This is a genomic window from Sodalis sp. RH24 (genome assembly GCF_047324145.1).
GTDB lineage: Bacteria > Pseudomonadota > Gammaproteobacteria > Enterobacterales > Enterobacteriaceae > Acerihabitans.
Genome location: NZ_CP178729.1, coordinates 637,528 through 658,079 on the forward strand (window position 1 = coordinate 637,528; position 20,552 = coordinate 658,079).

General features: G+C 58.3%; 24 protein-coding genes. 14 read left to right on the forward strand and 10 right to left on the reverse strand.

The window, feature by feature from the left end:
- Position 1: 1 nt before the first annotated feature.
- Positions 2–682, reverse strand: coding sequence for a GntR family transcriptional regulator (locus ACL2XG_RS02860; protein WP_410014943.1), 681 nt, complete (start codon positions 680–682; stop codon positions 2–4).
- Positions 683–963: 281 nt separating this feature from the next.
- Between ACL2XG_RS02860 and ACL2XG_RS02865 the strand changes: the two genes are divergently transcribed.
- The 3 genes from ACL2XG_RS02865 to btsR all read left to right on the forward strand — a co-directional run bounded on the left by ACL2XG_RS02865 (position 964) and on the right by btsR (position 4,626).
- On the forward strand, positions 964–1,971 hold the full coding sequence (locus ACL2XG_RS02865; protein WP_410014944.1) for a zinc-binding alcohol dehydrogenase family protein: 1,008 nt from the start codon (positions 964–966) through the stop codon (positions 1,969–1,971).
- 244 nt (positions 1,972–2,215) lie between these two features.
- Entirely contained in the window at positions 2,216–3,907 is a 1,692-nt protein-coding gene (locus ACL2XG_RS02870; protein WP_410014945.1) for a LytS/YhcK type 5TM receptor domain-containing protein, read from the forward strand.
- Positions 3,901–4,626, forward strand: a complete 726-nt coding sequence (btsR, locus tag ACL2XG_RS02875; protein WP_413722927.1) for a two-component system response regulator BtsR — start codon at positions 3,901–3,903, stop codon at positions 4,624–4,626. Before ACL2XG_RS02870 ends, btsR begins: the two co-directional genes overlap by 7 nt.
- Positions 4,627–4,662: 36 nt before the next feature.
- On the opposite strand, the gene ACL2XG_RS02880 is transcribed toward btsR, so the two are convergent.
- Positions 4,663–5,526, reverse strand: a complete 864-nt coding sequence (locus tag ACL2XG_RS02880; RefSeq protein ID WP_410014947.1) for a helix-turn-helix transcriptional regulator — start codon at positions 5,524–5,526, stop codon at positions 4,663–4,665.
- 189 nt (positions 5,527–5,715) lie between these two features.
- Between ACL2XG_RS02880 and ACL2XG_RS02885 the strand changes: the two genes are divergently transcribed.
- The 4 genes from ACL2XG_RS02885 to ACL2XG_RS02900 all read left to right on the forward strand — a co-directional run bounded on the left by ACL2XG_RS02885 (position 5,716) and on the right by ACL2XG_RS02900 (position 7,509).
- A complete protein-coding gene (locus ACL2XG_RS02885; RefSeq protein WP_410014948.1) occupies positions 5,716–6,030 on the forward strand; it encodes an ArsR/SmtB family transcription factor in 315 nt (104 codons plus the stop codon).
- On the forward strand, positions 6,027–6,386 hold the full coding sequence (locus tag ACL2XG_RS02890; protein WP_410014949.1) for an SRPBCC domain-containing protein: 360 nt from the start codon (positions 6,027–6,029) through the stop codon (positions 6,384–6,386). The genes ACL2XG_RS02885 and ACL2XG_RS02890 overlap by 4 nt, the downstream gene beginning before the upstream one ends.
- Positions 6,387–6,437: 51 nt before the next feature.
- Positions 6,438–7,031 carry an ATP-dependent Clp protease proteolytic subunit gene (locus ACL2XG_RS02895; RefSeq protein WP_413722926.1) on the forward strand — a complete coding sequence of 198 codons (594 nt, stop codon included), beginning with the start codon at positions 6,438–6,440 and terminating at the stop codon, positions 7,029–7,031.
- Positions 7,032–7,290: 259 nt separating this feature from the next.
- Complete coding sequence (locus ACL2XG_RS02900; RefSeq protein ID WP_413722925.1) at positions 7,291–7,509, forward strand: alpha/beta fold hydrolase; 219 nt, start codon at positions 7,291–7,293, stop codon at positions 7,507–7,509.
- A gap of 62 nt (positions 7,510–7,571) precedes the next feature.
- Here ACL2XG_RS02900 and ACL2XG_RS02905 read toward each other — a convergent pair whose 3' ends face one another.
- Entirely contained in the window at positions 7,572–8,036 is a 465-nt protein-coding gene (locus ACL2XG_RS02905; RefSeq protein WP_410014952.1) for a nuclear transport factor 2 family protein, read from the reverse strand.
- A 98-nt stretch (positions 8,037–8,134) separates the two neighbouring features.
- Here ACL2XG_RS02905 and ACL2XG_RS02910 point away from each other — a divergent pair, with 98 nt between their 5' ends.
- Positions 8,135–8,539 (forward strand): winged helix-turn-helix transcriptional regulator, encoded by a 405-nt coding sequence (locus ACL2XG_RS02910; protein ID WP_410014953.1) that lies wholly within the window; start codon positions 8,135–8,137, stop codon positions 8,537–8,539.
- Positions 8,540–8,675: 136 nt separating this feature from the next.
- Here ACL2XG_RS02910 and ACL2XG_RS02915 read toward each other — a convergent pair whose 3' ends face one another.
- On the reverse strand, positions 8,676–9,509 hold the full coding sequence (locus tag ACL2XG_RS02915; RefSeq protein ID WP_413723441.1) for an EamA family transporter: 834 nt from the start codon (positions 9,507–9,509) through the stop codon (positions 8,676–8,678).
- A 307-nt stretch (positions 9,510–9,816) separates the two neighbouring features.
- Between ACL2XG_RS02915 and gcvA the strand changes: the two genes are divergently transcribed.
- Complete coding sequence (gene gcvA, locus ACL2XG_RS02920; RefSeq protein WP_410016821.1) at positions 9,817–10,722, forward strand: transcriptional regulator GcvA; 906 nt, start codon at positions 9,817–9,819, stop codon at positions 10,720–10,722.
- A gap of 80 nt (positions 10,723–10,802) precedes the next feature.
- Positions 10,803–11,630 carry an EamA family transporter gene (locus ACL2XG_RS02925; RefSeq protein ID WP_413722924.1) on the forward strand — a complete coding sequence of 276 codons (828 nt, stop codon included), beginning with the start codon at positions 10,803–10,805 and terminating at the stop codon, positions 11,628–11,630.
- Positions 11,631–11,743: 113 nt separating this feature from the next.
- Here ACL2XG_RS02925 and ACL2XG_RS02930 read toward each other — a convergent pair whose 3' ends face one another.
- Positions 11,744–12,319 (reverse strand): TetR/AcrR family transcriptional regulator, encoded by a 576-nt coding sequence (locus tag ACL2XG_RS02930; protein WP_413722923.1) that lies wholly within the window; start codon positions 12,317–12,319, stop codon positions 11,744–11,746.
- A gap of 152 nt (positions 12,320–12,471) precedes the next feature.
- Here ACL2XG_RS02930 and ACL2XG_RS02935 point away from each other — a divergent pair, with 152 nt between their 5' ends.
- Both ACL2XG_RS02935 and ACL2XG_RS02940 read left to right on the forward strand, forming a co-directional pair.
- Complete coding sequence (locus ACL2XG_RS02935; protein ID WP_413722922.1) at positions 12,472–13,206, forward strand: SDR family NAD(P)-dependent oxidoreductase; 735 nt, start codon at positions 12,472–12,474, stop codon at positions 13,204–13,206.
- Positions 13,207–13,376: 170 nt separating this feature from the next.
- Positions 13,377–13,976, forward strand: a complete 600-nt coding sequence (locus tag ACL2XG_RS02940; protein ID WP_413722921.1) for an NADPH-dependent F420 reductase — start codon at positions 13,377–13,379, stop codon at positions 13,974–13,976.
- A 288-nt stretch (positions 13,977–14,264) separates the two neighbouring features.
- Here the strand turns inward: ACL2XG_RS02940 and ychF are convergent, their stop codons facing one another.
- A complete protein-coding gene (gene ychF / locus ACL2XG_RS02945) occupies positions 14,265–15,356 on the reverse strand; it encodes a redox-regulated ATPase YchF (RefSeq protein ID WP_410014958.1) in 1,092 nt (363 codons plus the stop codon).
- A 188-nt stretch (positions 15,357–15,544) separates the two neighbouring features.
- A complete protein-coding gene (pth, locus tag ACL2XG_RS02950; protein ID WP_413722920.1) occupies positions 15,545–16,129 on the reverse strand; it encodes an aminoacyl-tRNA hydrolase in 585 nt (194 codons plus the stop codon).
- A 263-nt stretch (positions 16,130–16,392) separates the two neighbouring features.
- Between pth and ACL2XG_RS02955 the strand changes: the two genes are divergently transcribed.
- Positions 16,393–16,866, forward strand: coding sequence for a GNAT family N-acetyltransferase (locus ACL2XG_RS02955; protein ID WP_413722919.1), 474 nt, complete (start codon positions 16,393–16,395; stop codon positions 16,864–16,866).
- A 383-nt stretch (positions 16,867–17,249) separates the two neighbouring features.
- Complete coding sequence (gene ychH / locus ACL2XG_RS02960; RefSeq protein WP_410014961.1) at positions 17,250–17,519, forward strand: stress-induced protein YchH; 270 nt, start codon at positions 17,250–17,252, stop codon at positions 17,517–17,519.
- Positions 17,520–17,885: 366 nt separating this feature from the next.
- Here ychH and prs read toward each other — a convergent pair whose 3' ends face one another.
- The 3 genes from prs to lolB all read right to left on the reverse strand — a co-directional run bounded on the left by prs (position 17,886) and on the right by lolB (position 20,466).
- Positions 17,886–18,833, reverse strand: coding sequence for a ribose-phosphate diphosphokinase (gene prs, locus ACL2XG_RS02965; protein ID WP_331122568.1), 948 nt, complete (start codon positions 18,831–18,833; stop codon positions 17,886–17,888).
- Positions 18,834–18,985: 152 nt separating this feature from the next.
- On the reverse strand, positions 18,986–19,846 hold the full coding sequence (gene ispE, locus ACL2XG_RS02970; protein WP_410014962.1) for a 4-(cytidine 5'-diphospho)-2-C-methyl-D-erythritol kinase: 861 nt from the start codon (positions 19,844–19,846) through the stop codon (positions 18,986–18,988).
- Positions 19,843–20,466: a lipoprotein insertase outer membrane protein LolB gene (gene lolB, locus ACL2XG_RS02975; protein ID WP_410014963.1), complete on the reverse strand. Its 624-nt coding sequence runs from the start codon at positions 20,464–20,466 to the stop codon at positions 19,843–19,845. The genes ispE and lolB overlap by 4 nt, the downstream gene beginning before the upstream one ends.
- Positions 20,467–20,552 lie beyond the last annotated feature (86 nt).

Consider the following 20,552-nt stretch of genomic DNA (forward strand, 5'->3'; position numbering starts at 1 on the left):
TTTACCCCGGCGGCGCCGTCTGGCTGGCGGCGGTAAATCGGGCCAGCATCGCATCGCTGTCCAGGATATCCTGGCGCATGGCGTTGGCGGCCGCGTCACCGTCCCGCTGGCGCAACGCGGCCAGCAGCGTCTGGTGATGGCCGATGGTCATCTGTTGGGTGAGCTGGGCGTAGGCTTGGGCAATCAGCGGCCCGGTGCGCATCCACAACCGGTCGATAAAGCTGCTCAGCACCGGCATCATGGCGCTTTGCGCCACCAGTAAATGAAATTCGCTGTTAAGCCTGAGCGCGGACACCCAATCCTCTTCGGTAATGGCGCGAATATTGCGCCGGATATTGACGGTCAACAGCTGGACGGCGGCGGGGGTGACGCGCATGGCCGCGCGCTGCGCGCCCATGCCTTCCAGCTCCAGGCGCAGGGTTTTCAGCTCCAGGTATTGTTCTTGGTTAAGGGACGGCACGCGAATGTCTTTGGGCGTGCGCATCTCCAGCGCCTGTTCTTTGGCCAACTGCAATACCGCGTCCCTGACCGGGGTTACGCTGGTGCCGACCTGCGCCGCCAGTTCGCGGATGCGTAATCGATCGTTAGGTTTCAGCTGGCCGGTAATCAATGCCTGGCGCAGATTGGCGTATACGCTGGAACCGAGGTAAGAGTGTTCTATTGGGCCTGGTTGATAACTCACCGCTTTTCCCGCCTGAAGGCCGCCGCGGCGGCAAATAAACACAGTGCATCAAATATACAACATGATGCGTCAGAATAGCCATGCGCTTTCCGCCGCCGCTGATTTACACTTCTACAGAGTAGGTGTTAGTGCATTTTATGGGTAGGTGGCGGTAAAAAAAAAGTCTAGACTTTCAGAATGTTGATGAATCCGCATTGCGCCCGGCGCCGGCGTTGCGCCACGCTTGAACGCCAGATGGCCCGGGCCGCATTTTATTAAGACGATCTACGGGAGAAAAACTGATGAAAGCGATTGCCTATACCCGCCATGGACTGCCTATTGAGGATCCCCAGGCGCTGGTGGATATCGACCTGCCCAAACCGACACCGGGAGCGCGCGATTTGCTGGTGGCGGTCAAGGCGATTTCCGTCAATCCGGTCGACACCAAGGTGCGCGCCAAAGCGGAGGTCAGCGCACCGCGCGTGCTGGGCTGGGATGTCGCCGGCGTTGTCGAGGCGGTGGGCGCGGACGTCACGCTGTTTAAACCCGGCGATGAGGTTTTTTATGCCGGTTCCATTACACGGCCGGGTTGCAACAGCGAATTTCACCTGGTGGATGAGCGCATCGCCGGGCACAAACCAGCCTCGCTGGACTTCGCCCATGCCGCCGCGCTGCCGCTGACCTCGGTCACCGCTTGGGAATTGTTGTTTGACCGGCTGGGCGTGGCCGAAAACGGCGGCGAAGGCGACGTGCTGCTGATTATCGGCGCCGGCGGCGGGGTGGGGTCGATACTCACCCAACTGGCGCGAAGGCTGACCCGAATGACGGTGGTCGGCACCGCCTCGCGTCAGGAAACCCGCGACTGGGTGCTGAAACTGGGCGCGCACCATGTGATCGATCATTCCCGTCCCCTGCTGGATCAGTTAACGCAGTTGGGTATCGCCAATGTCACCCACGTGGCGAGCCTGACGCATACCGACAGCTATTATCCGCAGCTGATCGAGGCTCTGGCGCCACAGGGACGCCTGGCCCTGATTGACGATCCGGCCGCGCTCGACGCATTGCCGCTTAAGGCCAAGTCCCTGTCCCTGCACTGGGAATTGATGTTCACCCGTTCCCGGTTTGAAACTGCGGATATGATTAACCAGCACCACCTGCTTGAACGCATTGCCGCGCTTATCGACCAGGGCGTGCTCCAGACCACGTTCGCCCAGCATTTCGGCGCCATCAACGCCGCCAATCTGCGCAAAGCGCACGCGCTGCTGGAAAGCGGCAAATCCCGGGGCAAGTTAGTGCTGGAAGGGTTCTGATCCTAAGGACTGATAGCCGCGCGTACGGTATTGCCGCCGGCCGGGCTTACGCCTTAGCGCCTGCGTAACAGAACGGCGGCGGCGGGGTCAAAACCTACCGCCGCCGTTTACAGCGCTTTTAATGTAATCAGCATACAAATTAGTGAGTACCATCAAAGACAACGCCGGCGTTTTTCGGTAAGTTAGCGCCACTGAGTCCCGCGCGCGCCGCGCATGACGGGCGTTATTTTACGAGCCGTTGTTTATGCATGAGTTCAATTTGGTTTTACTGTTGTTACAGCAGATGTGCGTCTATTTGGTTATTGCGTACCTGCTGAGTAAAACGCCGCTGTTTATCCCGCTGATGCAAGTTACCGTCCGACTGCCCCATAAGCTCTTGTGCTATGTCATGTTTTCCATGTTTTGCATTATGGGCACCTATTTCGGCCTGCATATTCAGGATTCCATCGCCAATACCCGCGCCATCGGCGCGGTGCTGGGCGGCCTGCTGGGCGGGCCGGTGGTCGGCGTGCTGGTCGGTTTGACCGGGGGGCTGCACCGTTATTCCCTGGGCGGCATGACCGCTGTCAGCTGCATGATTTCCACGGTGGTGGAAGGCCTGCTCGGCGGTCTGGCGCACCGGCTGCTGATCAGGCGCGGGCGTATCGATCGCCTGTTTAATCCGTTTACCGCCGCCGGCGTCACGCTGCTGGCGGAAATGCTGCAGATGATGATTATCCTGGCGGTGGCCCGTCCTTATGAAGAGGCGCTGCGGCTGGTCAGGAGCATCGCCTTGCCGATGATCGTCACCAACAGCGTCGGGGCGGCGATGTTTATGCGCATCCTGCTGGACCGGCGGGCGATGTTCGAGAAATATACCTCGGCCTTTTCCGCCCGCGCACTGAAAATCGCCGTTTGTACCGAAGGTTTTCTGCGCCAGGGTTTTAACCAGGAAAACAGCATGAAGGTGGCGGAGGTCATCTACCAGGAGCTGGATATCGGCGCCGTCGCCATTACCGACCGGGAAAAGCTGCTGGCGTTTATCGGCATCGGCGACGATCACCACGTACCCGGCACGCCGATTTCCTCCGCGCATTCGCGCCGGGCCATTGATAATAATGAAGTGTTCTATGCCGACGGCAACGAGACGCCGTACCAGTGTTCGTTACAACGTCACTGCAAGCTGGGGTCGGCGCTGGTCATCCCGCTGCAAGGCGAAAACGGTGAGGTGATTGGCACAATCAAGCTGTACGAGGCCAAAAACCGGCTGTTCAGCTCCATCAACCGTACCCTGGGCGAAGGCATCGCCAGCCTGCTGTCCGCGCAGATCCTGGCCGGGCAGTACGAACGGCATAAACTGTTGCTGACGCAGTCGGAAATCAAGCTGCTGCATGCCCAGGTCAATCCGCATTTTTTATTTAACGCCCTGAATACGCTGGTGGCGGTGATCCGCCGCGACAGCGATCAGGCCAGCCAACTGGTGCAGAATCTCTCGACGTTTTTTCGCAAGAATCTGAAACGCTCGGAGGAAGTGGTCACGCTCGCCGACGAAATCGAGCATGTCAATGCCTACCTGCAAATTGAAAAGGCGCGTTTTCAGGACCGTCTGCAAATCCGCTTTGATCTGCCCGAGGCATTGCTCGGCATGCATCTGCCGGCCTTCTCCCTGCAGCCCCTGGTGGAAAACGCCATTAAGCACGGCACCTCGCAACTGCTGGGTCAGGGCATCGTAACCCTGAGCGCGCGGCAGCATGACCACCGCCTGCTGTTGTGCATCGAGGACAATGCCGGTCTGTATCGGTTGGTCGCCGGCAATACCGGGCTTGGCATGAATCTGGTGGATAAGCGCGTACGGGTGCGCTATGGCGAGGAGTACGGCATCAGCGTCGAATCCCGTCCCGAGCTGTTTACCCGTATTATCCTGAGCCTGCCGCTGGAGGAAGAGGTCCCATGCTGAGCGTGCTGATTGTCGATGACGAACCGCTGGCGCGGGAAAACCTGCGCTGCCTGCTCCAGCAGGATCCGCAAATTGCCATCGTCGGCGAGAGCGCCAATGCCCTGGAAGCGATAGGGGCGGTGCACCGGCTGCATCCGGACGTCATCTTTCTGGATATCCAGATGCCGCGCATCAGCGGGCTGGAAATGGTCGGCATGATCGATCCGGCCTGCATGCCGTATATCGTCTTCCTGACCGCCTTTGATGAGTACGCCGTCCGCGCGTTCGAGGAACACGCCTTTGATTATCTGCTAAAACCTATCGAGTCGCGGCGCCTGGCCAAGACGCTTGGCCGTCTGCACAATGAACGCCCGGAGCAGGATATCGGCCTGCTGGCGGTTCAGGAAAGCGCCCTGAAATACATTCCCTGCACCGGCCACAGCCGCATCTATCTCTTGAAAACCGAGGACGTGCTGTTCGCCAACTCCAGGCTGAGCGGGGTGTATGTCACAGGTATCGAGGGCGGGGAATGTTTCACCGAGCTGACGCTGAAACTGCTGGAAAGCCGTACCCCGCTGGTGCGGTGTCACCGGCAGTTCCTGGTCAATCTGGCGCATTTGCGCGAAATTCGCCTGGAAGACTCCGGCCAGGCGGAGATTGTACTGAGCAACGGCCAGACGGTGCCGGTCAGCCGGCGCTACCTTAAATCCCTCAAGCAAAGCCTGGGGCTAAAAGCGTAGCAGGGGGCCAATGCGCCGCCGCCCTGGCCTGGGCGTCTACTCCGGCATCGCCGGCGGTAGCGGCGCAGGCGCCTGGGTTGCCGCCAACAGCGCCCGGATGCCGGCCCGATCGCCGGGCGTTGCCGGATTATAGATAACCAGGCCCAGATCCGGCTTGCCGTCGACGGAGAACGCCGAATATTCGAGCGTGATCAGTCCCAGGGTCGAATGCCGGATGTACTTGGTTCCCTCACCGTAAATGCCGACGTCATGGTCACGCCACAGGGCCGCGAACTCTGGGCTGGCCAGGCTTAATTCCTCTACCAGCGCCCTGGCATGCGCGCCTACGCCGGTCCTGGCCGTTTCGGTGCGAAAGGTGGTGACCACGAAACGCGCCACGCTTTCCCAATTGGGTATTTTTGTCCTGATGCCGGGGTCGCAGAAAATGATGCGCAAAATATTGCGCCGGGATTCGGGCAGCGCCGGATAATTGGCCAGCACCACCGTGGCGGCGCGATTCCAGGCAATAATGTCCCATTCGGCGGTTTTGACATACGCGGGACAATATTCCAGCGAGTCAAGCATACGTTGCAACTGCGGCGTCACGCCGCGGCGCTTGGCATAAGCCACCTCCGGCGGCCGGTTCTGGGCCAGCAGGAATAAATGCTCGCGCTCGACATCCGTCAGGGCAAGCGCGCGGGCGAGGCGGTCGAGCACGTCGGCCGACGGCGCGCCGCCGCGGCCCTGCTCAAGCCAGGTATACCATGTGGTACTGACGTTGGCGAGCAGCGCCACCTCCTCGCGGCGCAGGCCGGGCGTACGCCTGCGGGTCATGGAATAGCCCAGGCTTGCCGCGTCGAGCCTGGTGCGGCGATACCTGAGATAGTTTCCCAGCAGATTGTCATCCTGCGCTGTCGTCATGCCGTTGCCTTTCCCCAAGGGTGCTTTGCCGTATTATCGCCATATCGGGCCGGTTTGTCACAGACCGCCTTGAACCGGTGCGACATAAACAGTATAGCGCCATGCTTTTTCGCGCACCATCACGCGTTCAGGGCGCTTAAATAGCGTGGAAGCTTGCACGACACATAAGTAAGTGCTAATGTGTTTGCTATGATAGAAAACGACATCTTTAAGGCGTTAGCCGATCCGACGCGACGCGCCATCTTCGAAAAACTGGCGGACGGCAGTATGAACGCCAGCGCGCTGCGCGTGGGCATCGAAATTAGCCAATCCGCCATGTCGCAGCACCTGGCGGTACTGCGCAACGCCGGGCTGGTGCGCGAAGAGCGGCGGGGCCGTTTTGTCAACTACGACATTAATCCGCAGGGTTTGGCGCTTATCGCCCGCTGGCTGGCGAAGTATCGGGCCTACTGGCCCGCGCGGGTGGATGATTTGAAGGTTTTGCTGAAGGATATGGATCAATGACAAACCCTAAAACCGGGGATCGCGTCAACGAGCTGCGATTCGAATATGAACTTGATGCGCCTGCGGAAAAGGTCTGGCGGGCCATCAGTATTCCCGCGCTGCGTGAGAAATGGCTACCCGGCGTGGCCCTGGGGCAATGCGCACCCCTCTCATCAACCCGGGAAGGCGAAATACGTTATCGCCTGCGGGAAGCAGAACCGCCTTTCCTTGCAAGCCATGTCACGTTGCATATCAGGCCGAATGACGCGGGCGGGACCATTCTGACTATTATCCACCGGCTGGCAGATGCGCGGCTGGGCAGCCCGGTGCCCCCTGCGGCCAACGACGACACGTCTTCTCTGATGCTTGCCGCCTGATCCGCCTGGCGGGCCACAGCGTATTTTTGCCATAACCATAAGGAGTCGCCCATGCGCGAAGCGCTGCAACTCATCCCGATGGTGGTCGAGCAATCCAGCCGGGGTGAACGATCTTTCGATATTTATTCACGGCTGTTGCGCGAACGCATTATCTTCCTCAATGGTGAAGTCGACGATACGATGTCGGCATTGGTCTGCGCGCAGCTTCTTTTCCTGGAAGCCGAGAATCCGGAAAAGCCCATCCATCTGTATATCAATTCGCCCGGCGGCGTCGTTACCAGCGGTTTCGCCATATATGACACCATGCAGTTTATTCAGGCGCCGGTCTATACCCTTTGCATGGGAACCGCGCGCTCGATGGGATCATTTCTGTTGATGGCGGGCGCGCCCGGCCAGCGGGTGGCGCTGCCCAACGCCAGTTTGCACGTGCATCAACCTTTGGGCGGTTATCAGGGACAGGCATCGGACATCTTTATCCACGCCGAAGAAATGCGGCAAACGAAACGCCGGATTACGCATTTATATGCCGAGCATTGCGGGCACAGCTATGAAGAGGTTGAGCGCACGCTCGATCGCGACCGTTTTATGACGGCGGAGGAAGCGCTTGAGTGGGGACTGATCGATCGCGTTCTTATTAAGACGTAAGAGAATATTTTGAATGCGCACCGATCGCGCGCGTTCTTATAAAACGTAACAGGGCTTTTATGACGTCCGGCAACGCTCCACCACGGCAAGCCGTCCAGGCTACCCCTGAATTTTCTCTTGACCTTGACAGCACGGTCAGAGTTTAGCCTAAAGCCTCCTTTGATTACGGTGAGAGTTTATATCATGCCAATGGTTAAAATCGAGGGTACGACAGTGTCCTATCGGGTTGATGGCGAGGGTCCTGGTCTGGTATTGGTACATGGCACCGGCGGTGGCGGGGAAAGTAACTGGGCGCCAGGTGGAACTGGACCTGGTTCTGGTCGTAAGCGATCGGGTCGGGCGCATTACCCAACCCGCGCTGGTCATAGGCTGCACTCATGACTATATGGTGCCGCCCGCCCAAGGGCGGGCGCTGGCCGCGCAAATAGCCGGCGCCCGCTATGCCGAACTGGACGGCGGACACCTGGCGATGCTGTAACGCCCCGAAGAGTTCACGCAGAGGGTGACGGACTTCCTGCGCGCCGCGGGACGTTAAGGGATCTAAGCACCCGCGAGCACCGTTGGATCCCCCGTCCGCCAGACGTTGTCGACCGTGTTGCGCTGAATAAGCCATACCTGGTCACGCCTTACCAGCTCGACGTTATAGCGGTTTTTCATCAGGTAGTGGCGCGAGTTATCATTGCGCGCTACGTGCTGCGCCTCCACCAACGCCTCCAGATGCGCCTTATCGCCGTTAATGCAGACCCGCGGATTGCTCACGGAATGTGTCGTGTCGAGCTGGCTAAGTGCGTTCGACAGGGCCGTGACAATAGTGTCCCGGCCTTCCAGCACCGGGTATTCAAATCCGGCTTTTGCCGCGGCGGGCCGGAAATCGGACACCGCATCTTCCGCCAGCGCTGAGGCGAGCAGGTCGGTATCGCGCAGATCGATGCCCGCGGCGAACCGGTACAACGCCTCGACCACGGCGAGCGTATCGGCGGTTTGCTCAGGATATAAAGATGACATGGGTAACTCCTTGTGGGTTATGAATCCATATGGTATATGACGTATACTAGGTGTCAATTAGGCACTAATATGTCATCAGGTATCCCGGAGGAAACCGCATGTTGAATCAGGCTGGGCAAACGGCGGCTCAAGACGAACCGGCCATAGAGGCAGGGGGAGCCGGCGGTTCAAGCCGTTTACTGCTGGATCAGATCACGGATAAATGGTCGGTGCTGATCCTGGCGGCGCTGTGCCATAAGCCCTTGCGCTTCAATGAAATCAGGCGTTGCCTGGACGGCATTTCCCAAAAATCACTGACCCTTAGCCTAAGGCGCCTCGAGCGCAGCGGCATCCTTGCCCGCCGGGTTATTCCTGCTTCCCAGGTCGCGGTGGAGTACAGCGTCACGCCGCTGGGGCGCACGCTGGAGGTGCCGTTTCGGGCATTATTTGACTGGACGGTTACTCATTCAGCCCAGGTTCTGCAAGCCCAGATGGATTACGATAAGGGAACAATGAATCTGTAGTGGTCATCACGGCATTGCGGCACGGCCTTTCGTCGCTGTCTCTTTCTAATGCCGGCGCTGGCGATCGCCTTCGGTACTACGCGATGTAAACCAGATTAATTGCTTAACGGCTGGGGGAAATTTTAGCGCCGGGATTTTAAGCCAACCGCAACACTCCCGCGCCTATCGCTATGATGCAGGCCGCCACGACCCGTGATGGACTTATGCGTTCGCGCAGGACCAGGCCCGAGAGAATAAGCCCAAATAATATCGAGGTTTCCCGCAGCGCGGCAACCACGGCGACCGGCGCAACCGTCATGGCCCACAGCGCCAGCCCATAGGAGGCGACGGTGCCAAATCCGCCCGCCATGCCCAGATGCCAATTGGCGGCGAAATAGCCTTTTACCGCAGCGCGTCGCCTGCACATGGCCCAGGCAAGCAGGGGCACGCCGGTAAACAGGAAAATCAACAACGTATACGCGGCGGGGGCGCGGGATAACCGCACGCCTTGCCCGTCAATAAGGGTGTAACCGGCGATAACAGCGGCATTGAGCAACGCCAACACCACCCCTTTTTTGTCTTGCCCGTGCGCAAATATGGCCATGCTTATTATGCCTGCGCAAATTATGGCAATTCCCAGCCAGGCGGTCGGCGTTAATAGCACGCCAAAAAATAGCGCGCCCATGGCCGCGACGATAAGCGGGGCGCTGCCGCGCATTAAAGGATAGGTCTGACTCATATCGGCGATGCGATAGGTTCTCGCCACCAGGCAAAAATACAGAACTTGCAGCAGGGCCGACGCGCCGATAAAAGGCCAGCTTTCCCTGGCGGGGGCGGGCAAAAACGGCAGCGCCAGGGCGGCGATCAGCGCGGCGCACGCGGTGACCAGTATGGTCGTTAGTAGTTTATCGGCGCCGCCTTTGACCACGGCATTCCAGGTGGCGTGCAACACAGCGGCAAACAGCACTACGCTAAAGGCAAAAGCGGTCATGCGAACCAGCGTCGAGGGAAGCAAAATAGGGTCATAGATATACTGCGTTTTGCGAATGTTAAAAAAAAGCATGCCGCATGATGGGCACGGAAATCAAATACAAATGCTGTAGGCATATAAATTTTCGGGGACTTGGCCGCGTACGGGCGGCGCCTGAACGTCCCGGTCCGTCCCTGGGGTAGATTTTCGATGAATTCAGCACCGCAAGACCCCGGCATCTATTTTTCAGCCGGGGCATAGAATATATTACCATGAGCTTCTGTTCATATAAGCCGCTATGGCGTGTGTTCACCGAGGAAACAACATGATGAGGGATCTGCCTCCCACCGCCACGCTGCGCGCCTTTGAGGTGGCGACGCGGCATGCAACGTTCACCGCCGCTGCGGACGAATTGCATATTACCCAAAGCGCGGTAAGCCATCAGCTTAAACATCTCGAAGAGATCTGGGGCTTGTCGCTATTTCAGCGTGGCAAATCATTGAGCCTGACGCCTGCAGGCGCAGCGCTGGCGCCCATCGTGCGTGAATTCTTTATGCACCTGGAGGCGACGCTCAGCGATCTGAGAGAGCAAAAGGGCAGGGTCCGGCTCAGGCTTAGTACCACCTACTCCTTCGCCCTGAAATGGCTGCTGCCAAGATTGCCGGATTTGTCCCAGCGGCATCCGGAAATTCTGGTCACGCTGGAAACCACGGACAAAGCCATCAATTTTTCCAGCGCCGAGTCGGACGTGGCCATCCGTTTCGGCACCGGCAATTATCCAGGCCTGTACTCGGAATTCATGTTCAGGGAGCAGATCTTTCCGGTTGCCAGTCCCGATCTTTTGCATCGATTTGGCGCGCCCCATGAGCCTGCCGAATTATTGCGCTACCCGCTGCTGACAAGAGACGGCGCGGATCTGGTGCCGAAATGGGCGCTGTGGCTGCAACAGGCGGGGGTCGGCGTTTCCGCGCTCAGGGAAAGCGTCAGGTTCGCCGACACGAATATGACGGTCCAGGCGGCGCTGCTGGGCCAGGGTATCGCCCTGGCCCGCAGCGGACATGTCGAAACTGAACTACGCGACGGCAGCCTGGTCCGGCTGTTCGACATACCGTTCCCTTCGCCGGTCGCTTATTATTTTGTCTGTCCAAAAGCTGTCGAATCGCAGCCTCATATCGTCAGCTTTCGCCACTGGCTCATGGCGCAATCAGCCCAGGCCCAACAAGGCTATCTCTGATACCGATACATGAGGATATCTTCATGCAGCAATGAGGAGACTTTGCTTTCATCAAAGAGCGGGGCTGCTTACTATGGCGCATGCCCTTTCATATTATTTTACTGATACTGTGCGCCGCGCTCTTGCATGCCGGCTGGAATACGCTTTTGCGCGGCGGAGCCGACAGGCTGTGGTCGATGACGGTCATGTGCCTGGCGGTAGCGGTTGCCAGCGCCGCCATCGCCTTGTGCCTTGCGCCTCCAGCCAAAGCCAGCTGGATGTATGCGCTGTTTTCAGCGGGGCTGCATGTGGGTTATAACCTGTTTCTCGTCAGGAGCTATCAGGCTGGAGACCTCGGGCAAACCTATCCGGTTTCACGCGGTTCCTCGCCTTTGTTAATCACCGTCGCGGCATCGGTGTTCGACGGCGAGCGGATAGGGATGGGCGCTCTGCTCGGCATTGCCCTGATATCGGGCGGTATTATTTCCCTGACCTTCACCGGGCGCCGGCTGGCGCCGGCAAACCTGTCGTATTCCCTGGGAACCGGATGTTTCATTGCCGCTTACAGCGTAACGGACGGCATCGGCGTGCGCTTGTCCGGCGCGCCGATGGCATACACGGCATGGATGTGCGCCTTGTGGGGCATCTTGATGCCGGCGGTATACATCGGCCTGCGCGGCGTAACAAGTTTATTGACCCCCCGGCCCGGGTTCATCACGGCTTTTATCGGCGGGCTGGTGTCTCTGCTGGCCTATGGCATCGTCATTTACGCCATGGCGAGCGCTCCGATGGGGGCGGTATCGGCATTGCGCGAAACCAGCATCCTGTTCGCGGCGGCGATGGGGTATTTTTTCCTGGGCGAGGCGCTGACGGTGCGCAAGATGCTGGCGTGCGCGGTGATCGCCGCCGGCGCCATCCTTATCGGCTGACGACCCATGGCGGGGTGGCGTGGCAGGCTATCAGACTGACGCGCCACAATAGTCCGCCACGCCCAGCCAACGGACAATCTCACGCAATGCGAACAGCCATGCGTTGCGCTCTGCTACGTTGCCTTGTTAATGGCGTTGCCCGGCTGATTTGTCAGGATGGCGCTCGTAATAAGATGAAAGAGATGATCCCGCCGCGGCGCGAATCCGGGCTGGGCGACGAGCCAGCCGAGCGCCGACATCAGGGCGAACAGGTCGTCCGCATCCATATCTGCGCGCGCCGTTCCCTCGGCCTGGGCACGGCGCAGCAGTCGCGCGCCCGCCGAGCGCACCGCGATGCATGGCGCGTAAAGCGCGGACTCCGGGTCTGCGTGGGCGCTGGCCATCAAGGCGACTACGCCGCTGTAGCTATCAACGAACGCCACCCCGGCGTGAAACCAGGACACGAGCGCCTCGTCAGGTGGCTTCGACGTCTCAACTTCGCCTGCCTTTTTCGTCAGAGCCTCCAGATTCGTGCGCAGCAACGCTTCGAACAAGGCTTCGCGCGTCGGGAAATGCCGGAGCAGTGTGGCCAGCCCGACGCCGGCCCGGCGTGCGATCTCGCGCATGGACGCATCGGCGCCCTGCTCGGTGACGACCTCACGCGCGACGGTAAGGAGATGGCTGTAATTTTTTCTGGCGTCGGCTCGCATAGGGTACCTTGACAAATGGATCAGTGATCCGTATATTTGGATCAGTGGTCCAGATACTGGCTTGATGATCTGGACCGGTGATCCACAAGATACAGCGTCCTGATACCAATGGCAATACAGACGCTGTCCGACACGATGAAAGGGGAAACGTCATGGGAAAGCTGGAAGGTAAGGTCGCAGTTATCACGGGTGGCTCAAGCGGCATGGCGCTGGCGAGCGCCAAGCGGTTCGTAGAAGAAGGCGCCTATGTTTTTATCACGGGCCGCAGGCAAGAGACGTTGGACGAGGCCGTTAAGCTCATCGGGCGCAACGTGACCGGCGTGCGCGGCGACGCGTCCAACCTCGACGACCTCGACCGCCTGTTCGCGACGGTCAAACGGGAAAAGGGCAAGATCGATGTTTTGTACGCGAGCGCTGGCACCGGCGAAGCCGTCCCGCTCGGCGAGATTACCGAGCAGCATTTCGATGCGACCTTCGGCCTGAATACGCGCGGCACGCTGTTTACGGTTCAGAAGGCGTTGCCGCTGTTTAACGATGGCGGATCGATCTTTATGACCGGGTCAATTGCGTCAATCAAAGGTTTTCCTGGTTTCAGCGTCTATGCGGCGAGCAAGGCGACGTTGCTTGCATTCGCCCGCGGGTGGCTCAACGAACTGAAGGGCCGCAAAATCCGGGTGAACGTGCTGAGCCCCGGGCAGATCGCCACCCCCATTCAAGAGCAACTCTTCGACGAAGAGACGAAGCGGTATTTCGAATCCCTGGTGCCGCGGGGAAAGATGGGGGGGCCTGAGGAAATCGCGGCGGTGGCGCTGTTTCTTGCGTCAGACGATTCGAGCTTCGTGAATGGGGTGGAATTGTATGTCGACGGCGGCACCTCGGCCATCTGACATCGCGCTGGAAAGCGGGTGGCGGCCCGCTAACGTGGCGAAGATGATCCGGGTTATGTCGATAAATGGCGCATCCCGTTCCATTAACGGGACTGATTTCGGTGATTGTCCAGCGGGTATTGCCATGTCTGCTTACGCTGCCGGTCACCTCTACTGAAGGGAGAGTTTGCATGAGTTATTCGATTATTGGCTTTGGCGCGGTAGGCCAGGCGCTCGCCCGGGCGTTTGCAAGAAAGAACATCAATGTGAGCGTCGCTAGCCGTCGCCCTCCCGAAGCGTTGATGCAGCGGGCACAAGCGATCGGCCCCACCGTTGTCCCCAGGACGCTGCAGGATGCCATCGCGTCCGACATCATCTTCTTGGCGGTGCCGTTTTGGGAACATCGGGACGTCGCGAAACAGAAAACCACCTGGCGCGGCAAGACCGTCATCGACATGACCAATGCTTTCGGCGTTGCCGTTGAAGACTTGCAAGATCAGCCGTCGTCCGCGGTTGTCGCCAAAGCCTTTACCGACGCCGGGTTCGTAAAGGGTTTTAACCATCTGGCCGCCGGCGTTCTGGCCGCTGATCCGAGCGTGAATGGCGGCAGCCGCGTCGTGTTTTTGTCGAGCGATGACGAAAATGCGCTGGCGCCGGTCGCGGTTCTCGCCGAACAGCTCGGTTTCGCGCCGATTGCGCTAGGACCGCTCAAGGATGGCGGCCTGCTCGTCCAGGCCAGGGGCAATACCTGGGGTAAACTGATCTTCAAGGATCTCGTCAAGTTCATATAACGGCGCCTCAACGCTATGCTGCTTAGTATAGTGAGCCTGCGCCTCATCAAGAGCTGATGGTAATGTATCAAGATCGCCCTACGGCTTTTTACATTATCTAAGAGAAGTGTGCCATAGCGTTTTATCGAACCGTTCGCAACTGCTATCGGTCTGGGTGAATGCTGGCTGCGCTTTTATGAGATGACGTGAGACACCATGAAAAGAAAAACCCACGCCATGGCGTGGGTTTTAATCAGGTTAATCGGTCTTCGTGAGATTCACTGATATCTCATGATGCGACAATCGCTATTAGACGTTAAACAAGAAGTTCATCACATCGCCATCCTTGACGATATATTCCTTGCCTTCGGAGCGCATCTTGCCGGCTTCCTTGGCGCCTTGCTCGCCTTTATAGGCAATAAAATCTTCAAACGCGATGGTCTGGGCGCGGATAAAACCTTTTTCGAAATCAGTATGGATTTTACCGGCCGCCTGCGGGGCGGTGGCGCCGACCGGGATGGTCCAGGCGCGCACTTCCTTGACCCCGGCGGTAAAGTAGGTCTGCAGGTTCAGCAACTCGTAGCCGGCGCGGATCACCCGGTTCAGGCCCGGTTCTTCCAGCCCCAGTTCCGCCATGAATTCCGCGCGCTCCTCTTCTTCCAGTTCGGCGATATCGGATTCCACCGCGGCGCAAACCGCCACCACAACCGAGCCTTCCCCGGCGGCGATAGCCCGGACTTTATCCAGGTAGGGGTTGTTTTCGTAGCCGTCTTCATTGACGTTGGCGATATACATGGTCGGCTTAAGCGTCAGGAAGCTGAGATAACGGATAGCCGCTTTTTCTTCCTCATTGAGATCGAGCGTGCGCAGCATGCCGGCGTTGCCCAGGTGCGGCAGGCATTTTTCCAGCGCGGACAGCTCGATCTTGGCATCCTTATCGCCGCCCTTGGCGCGTTTTTGCACCCGGAAGATAGCGCGCTCGCAGGCTTCCAGATCGGACAGCGCCAGCTCGGTATTAATCACGTCGATATCATCCACCGGGTCGACTTTGCCGGCAACGTGGATGATATTATCGTTCTCGAAGCAGCGCACCACATGGCCGATGGCCTCGGTTTCGCGGATATTGGTCAGGAACTGGTTGCCCAGTCCTTCGCCCTTCGACGCGCCTTTGACCAGGCCGGCGATATCAACGAATTCCATGGTGGTCGGCACGATACGCTGCGGCTTGACGATGGCCGCCAGCTGGTCCAGGCGCGGATCGGGCATCGGCACCACGCCGGTATTCGGTTCAATCGTACAGAACGGAAAATTGGCCGCTTCAATTCCCGCTTTGGTCAATGCATTGAATAGCGTGGACTTACCCACGTTCGGCAGACCCACAATACCGCATTTGAAACCCATGGTTATATCACCTTAAATAGCTTTATTATCAGATGGTTAATTTAGTCTTACCGTACCATCAATACGTTAATGCCCCATTATACACATAAACCGCGCATAACTCGATTGGCGCCGGGGCGACTGGGCTCATCGCCTGGTATAGGTCCGCACGCGGCGGCAGGTCGCTTTTGCTCCGGGTCGGAGAGCCATCAGGCGGCTTTGAAGGCGTGCAGGCGATTCATCGCTTTTACCGGGCCTTCCTGGATTAAGATCTCGGTGCATTTAACCGCCTCGGCCACGGCTTGATCGATTAAGGTCAGCTCGCTGGCCGGCGGCTTGCCCAGAACAAAACCCACCACTTTGCTTTTGTCGCCCGGATGGCCGATGCCGATGCGCAGACGATGGAAGTTGGGATTATTGCCCAACCGGCTGATGATATCCTTCAGGCCGTTATGGCCGCCATGGCCGCCGCCCAGCTTCAAGCGGGCGTTGCCCGGCAACAGATCCAGCTCATCGTGCGCCACCAGGATTTCTTCCGGCAGGATACGGTAAAACGTGGCAACAGAGGCGACCGCCTTGCCGCTCAGATTCATAAATGTGGTCGGGACCAGCAGCCTGACGTCCTGTCCGGCAATCGCCAGGCGGGCGGTATACCCGTAGAATTTGCTCTCTTCCCTGAGGGACTGGCGAAACTGTTCCGCCAGCAGATCCACATACCAGGCGCCCGCGTTATGGCGGGTGGCGGCATATTCCGCGCCCGGATTCGCCAGGCCAACAATCAACTTGATAGTCATTACGGTTTCATTCTCAACTATTGCTCTCGATTAAACAGACCAACGCACAACGGGAAATCAGGCGGCCGTGGTCCTGCGCCGGTGATCCCGCGGTCATGTTAACAGATTTGCGCCGCAGCGGCTTAGCGAAGTGTCATCACCCCGTCGGGCAAGCCTCATGGCATTGCGGGTGCCCTGGCGCGCGAAAACACGCTTTCGTTGCCGGCGGATTGATGGCAATAATGGGGATGATGTGTAACGCATGAAAACGTCATGGGGGCATTATGGAACTGCGGCTGGCGCGCGCCCAGGAGGCGCAGGCATTATGGCTAATCCGCAATCAGGCCGTCCGGGCGGGCTGTGTGGGCGTCTATGATGCCGACACCATCATGGCTTTTACGCCGGACATCATGCCGGCGGGCTTTGTTGCCTGCATCACGCAAAATCTTTTTTTCGTCATTGCCGCGACAGCCGCCGGCGGGCCTGTGGCAACGGGGTTCCTGGATGTCAAAAGGGCGTCGGTGGAGGCCATCTTTACCCTGCCGGCGTACCAGGGCAGGGGATATGCCGCGCGTATCCTGGCGCGGATTATCAGCGAGGCGAAAACCCGGGGGTTAACCCGTTTAACCTTGGCCTCGACGCCGAACGCCGTGCAATTTTATCGTCGCCGCGGTTTCAGCATCCTGGGCGAGGGGCAATATTATTCCGCCTCGGCGCAACGCTATCTGTCTTGCGTCGACATGAGCCTCGCGTTGTAACCCCGTCCGTTACAGCAACGCGCAAAACAGAATGATAATCGTCAGTGCAAGCCCGAGGCTGGTTATCACTTCCAGGTCGTCAGTGTACATAGTCACCTCCTCTCGTCTGATCCGATCATGAGGTAATCCCTGGCGCCAGGCTGTGACCGGCCGTTCAAAAAAGCTGCAATCCCGCGTGCCGGCACGCTATTGCGCGCCTCATTGATCGAGATCAATTTCTTTTAAAAACAGAATGACAGGGAATTATGATTTGTGTGACTTATTGTCAACTCTGTGATCGCGGGCACGATGCCTTTAGCAAGATATTGACTATACTTTACACAGATTGATAAGGACGACGAATGAACAATTCACGATTTCATTGAGTAACCCGGAGGTGAACGATGAAACGCAAATCAGCACTCTTATGTGGCAACAGCCTGATGGGCGTAGGTATGATAATGATGCTCGCAGGGCTTGCCTGTTCAGTATTAAATCAGCTTCCGCAATTGCACTTTACGCCATTGGTCGCGCATAGCGCCATCATGGGTATTTTTATCGGCGCCTTGTTATGGGTTGCAGGGGCGCGCATGGGCGGGCACGAACGCATCAGCGATCGTTACTGGTGGCATCGCAGGTTTGATTCCCGCTGCCGTCGTACCGGACATCATTAAGCGCCGGCACCTTGAGCCAGGTTTTTGACAAATGCACTGATCCGGCGGAGGTCTTTATTGGCGCCGCTGGTTGGCAACCGGTCATTTAACGCCGCCGTCGAAACAGCGGCTTGTGTCTCTCACTGTCCGTTAACGCGGGCGATAACAATTGAAAAAACAACGACATAGATTAATATCAACGATGACTGGTTTTATTTCCTGTCCTGAACCTGCTTACGGGTTCGGGATTTTTTTTGCATAAAAAGCGGGAAACAGTAATACGGGCGGGCCGGGCGGCCCGTATCCGGGGGCTAAACCACACGCCGGCCGATCGCCGTGGCGTGGAATGAGCAAGGCGCGCCGCCGGGGCGGCGACGCCGGCGGCTATTAATGCTCGAACATGGCGGAGATGGATTCTTCGTTGCTGATGCGACGAATGGCCTCGGCCAACATGCCCGACAGGGTCAGGGTACGGACGTTGGGCAGTGCTTTAATCTTGGGATCCAACGGAATGGTATCGCAAACAATGACCTCATCGATAACCGAATTCTTGATGTTGTCGAACGCATTACCGGAAAAAATCGGATGGGTGGCATAGGCAAAAACACGTTTTGCGCCCCGATCCTTCAGCGCCTCCGCCGCTTTGCACAGGGTGCCGCCGGTATCGATCATATCGTCTACCAACACACAGTCACGGCCCGCCACGTCACCGATGATGTGCATCACCTGGGAAACGTTTGCGCGCGGACGGCGTTTATCGATGATGGCCATATCGGTATCGTTCAGTAATTTGGCGATGGCGCGGGCGCGTACCACGCCGCCGATATCCGGCGATACCACGATCGGATTTTCCAAATCCTGCTGCAGCATATCCTCCAGCAGAATCGGGCTGCCGAAAACGTTGTCGACCGGAACATCAAAGAAGCCTTGGATCTGTTCCGCGTGCAGGTCCACCGTCAGGACACGGTCAACCCCTACGCTGGATAAGAAGTCCGCCACCACTTTCGCGGTGATGGGCACACGTGCGGAACGCACGCGCCGATCCTGGCGGGCATAACCAAAATAGGGGATAACGGCGGTGATACGACCGGCGGATGCGCGGCGTAACGCGTCGACCATGACCACCAGTTCCATCAGGTTGTCATTGGTTGGCGCACAGGTGGACTGGATGATGAAAATATCACCACCGCGTACATTTTCATTGATTTGCACGCTGACTTCGCCGTCGCTAAAGCGACCTACAGCGGCGTCACCAAGACTGGTATATAAACGGTTGGCAATACGTTGTGCTAGTTCCGGGGTGGCGTTACCAGCAAAAAGCTTCATATCAGGCACGAGAAGAACCTCAGGCTTGCGTCCAGAGAAGGTATTGCACAGCATAACACTCGGGACCGGAGCGCCATACAGGGCAATGCCACACGGGTAAAGATAAATCGAGATAACCTGGCGGAACCGTCACCTAGCGGCGGCATAACGGTCCGGTTACCTTAATGCGCCCCGGTCAACACGCGGTGCAGCGGCGAAACGTTAACGCCTCGCGCCACAAAACCACGCATCCACGCCGGGGCATGCTCCAGCACCTGACGGGCGGCGGACTCGGTATCGAATTCGGCAAATACACAAGCGCCGGTGCCAGTCAGTCGCGACGGCGCGTATTCTAACAGCCATGAAAGATGCTGTTCAACCTCGTAAAAATGTTTTCTTGCGATTGGCTCACAATCATTATGAAAAGGCTGCGCTAATAACGCCTCCAGCGCGCGTACCGGCGAGTCTCTTTTTAACGCCGGATCGGCGAATATCGCCGGCGTCGATATGCTTACGCCGGGGAGGGTGACCAGGTACCATTTTTCCGGCGGATCGGCCGGGGTCAATATTTCGCCGATTCCCTCGGCAAAGGCCGCGTGGCCCCGCACGAACACCGGTACGTCGGCGCCAAGTTCGAGGCCCAGACGGGCCAGCGCTTCCTGCTCAAGGCCGCAGCGCCACAGATGATTAAGGGCCACCAGCACCGTGGCGGCGTCGGAGGATCCCCCGCCGAGCCCGCCGCCCATCGGCAGGCGTTTAACCAGGCGAATATCGGCGCCGGGCAGGGCGGAATTATTTTTAGCCCCCCACCGGCGACGCTGCAGCAACCGCGCCGCCCGGACGATAAGGTTATCATCGTCGCGTACGCCGGCAAGGGGCGTCAGCAGCCGGATATCCCCGCCTGCGACCGGCTCGATGGTCAGCGTATCGCCGTAGTCAAGAAACTGGAACAGCGTTTGCAACTGATGGTAGCCGTCGGGCCGCCGGCCGGTAATATATAAAAATAAATTGAGTTTAGCCGGCGCCGGCCATTGATGAATCATTGCAGGGTCCAGCTGTCCATTTTGAGTTTAATACGCTGCTCGCCCTGGCGCAGTTCCAGATTGGCCGGCAGCACCGGCCGGCTGTCGTCATGGTAGCCCAGGTAAACCACCGTCCATTGCTGGCCGTCCTGGCTGTAGTTGACCTGTTTGAGCAAGCCGCGCGAATCGAGGGTGAAATCGGTGGCGTCGCCCGGCAGCCCCAGCATCCATTTACGCAGGTTGTCGAGGGGAATATTCATGCCGGTCAGCTTTTGGATCATCTGCTGCGGATCGTTGCTGACATACTTCTTACCCTGGTTATTGGTAATCTGGGCCACGCCGGGCTGCACGTTCAAATCCATTTCGGTGCTGCCGAGCGGATTGGTCAGCAGCAGGCGGTAGCGATCGGCGCCGGTTTGCTGCCAGTTAAAGCGGGCATAAACTTTTTGCTGGCCGGAAATATAGGCGAAAGAGCCGCGCGTCTGGTAGCTGGACAGCTGCGACACCGAGCGTTGATGCTGTTGCCACTCGGGTGAGGTTTGGCTTTTAGCGGGGCCTGAGGGCGTGTGGACGCTACAGGCGGCCAATAGCAGGCCGGCCAGCGGCAATACGCGGTAGTAGGCGGGAATACGCTTCGGCATAGGGAACTGCTTCCTTAATTTTCTCGTGGGTAAGGCGTTTTGTCCGGTGATTAACACCATGATAGCGTCAATTTTCACGCTAAGCG

What these genes read in the sequence shown, in the direction of transcription:
- ACL2XG_RS02930 (WP_413722923.1), bottom strand. Translation starts at nt 12,319, where the DNA reads ATGCGAGCCGACGCCAGAAAAAATTACAGCCATCTCCTTACCGTCGCG.
- pth (WP_413722920.1), bottom strand. Translation starts at nt 16,129, where the DNA reads ATGACTATCAAGTTGATTGTTGGCCTGGCGAATCCGGGCGCGGAATAT.
- lolB (WP_410014963.1), bottom strand. Translation starts at nt 20,466, where the DNA reads ATGCCGAAGCGTATTCCCGCCTACTACCGCGTATTGCCGCTGGCCGGC.
- ACL2XG_RS02935 (WP_413722922.1), top strand. Translation starts at nt 12,472, where the DNA reads ATGGGAAAGCTGGAAGGTAAGGTCGCAGTTATCACGGGTGGCTCAAGC.
- ACL2XG_RS02865 (WP_410014944.1), top strand. Translation starts at nt 964, where the DNA reads ATGAAAGCGATTGCCTATACCCGCCATGGACTGCCTATTGAGGATCCC.
- btsR (WP_413722927.1), top strand. Translation starts at nt 3,901, where the DNA reads ATGCTGAGCGTGCTGATTGTCGATGACGAACCGCTGGCGCGGGAAAAC.
- gcvA (WP_410016821.1), top strand. Translation starts at nt 9,817, where the DNA reads ATGAGGGATCTGCCTCCCACCGCCACGCTGCGCGCCTTTGAGGTGGCG.
- ACL2XG_RS02925 (WP_413722924.1), top strand. Translation starts at nt 10,803, where the DNA reads ATGCCCTTTCATATTATTTTACTGATACTGTGCGCCGCGCTCTTGCAT.
- ispE (WP_410014962.1), bottom strand. Translation starts at nt 19,846, where the DNA reads ATGATTCATCAATGGCCGGCGCCGGCTAAACTCAATTTATTTTTATAT.
- ychH (WP_410014961.1), top strand. Translation starts at nt 17,250, where the DNA reads ATGAAACGCAAATCAGCACTCTTATGTGGCAACAGCCTGATGGGCGTA.
- ACL2XG_RS02880 (WP_410014947.1), bottom strand. Translation starts at nt 5,526, where the DNA reads ATGACGACAGCGCAGGATGACAATCTGCTGGGAAACTATCTCAGGTAT.
- ACL2XG_RS02905 (WP_410014952.1), bottom strand. Translation starts at nt 8,036, where the DNA reads ATGTCATCTTTATATCCTGAGCAAACCGCCGATACGCTCGCCGTGGTC.
- ACL2XG_RS02885 (WP_410014948.1), top strand. Translation starts at nt 5,716, where the DNA reads ATGATAGAAAACGACATCTTTAAGGCGTTAGCCGATCCGACGCGACGC.
- ACL2XG_RS02915 (WP_413723441.1), bottom strand. Translation starts at nt 9,509, where the DNA reads ATGACCGCTTTTGCCTTTAGCGTAGTGCTGTTTGCCGCTGTGTTGCAC.
- ychF (WP_410014958.1), bottom strand. Translation starts at nt 15,356, where the DNA reads ATGGGTTTCAAATGCGGTATTGTGGGTCTGCCGAACGTGGGTAAGTCC.
- ACL2XG_RS02955 (WP_413722919.1), top strand. Translation starts at nt 16,393, where the DNA reads ATGGAACTGCGGCTGGCGCGCGCCCAGGAGGCGCAGGCATTATGGCTA.
- ACL2XG_RS02900 (WP_413722925.1), top strand. Translation starts at nt 7,291, where the DNA reads ATGGCACCGGCGGTGGCGGGGAAAGTAACTGGGCGCCAGGTGGAACTG.
- ACL2XG_RS02870 (WP_410014945.1), top strand. Translation starts at nt 2,216, where the DNA reads ATGCATGAGTTCAATTTGGTTTTACTGTTGTTACAGCAGATGTGCGTC.
- ACL2XG_RS02895 (WP_413722926.1), top strand. Translation starts at nt 6,438, where the DNA reads ATGCGCGAAGCGCTGCAACTCATCCCGATGGTGGTCGAGCAATCCAGC.
- ACL2XG_RS02940 (WP_413722921.1), top strand. Translation starts at nt 13,377, where the DNA reads ATGAGTTATTCGATTATTGGCTTTGGCGCGGTAGGCCAGGCGCTCGCC.
- ACL2XG_RS02910 (WP_410014953.1), top strand. Translation starts at nt 8,135, where the DNA reads ATGTTGAATCAGGCTGGGCAAACGGCGGCTCAAGACGAACCGGCCATA.
- ACL2XG_RS02890 (WP_410014949.1), top strand. Translation starts at nt 6,027, where the DNA reads ATGACAAACCCTAAAACCGGGGATCGCGTCAACGAGCTGCGATTCGAA.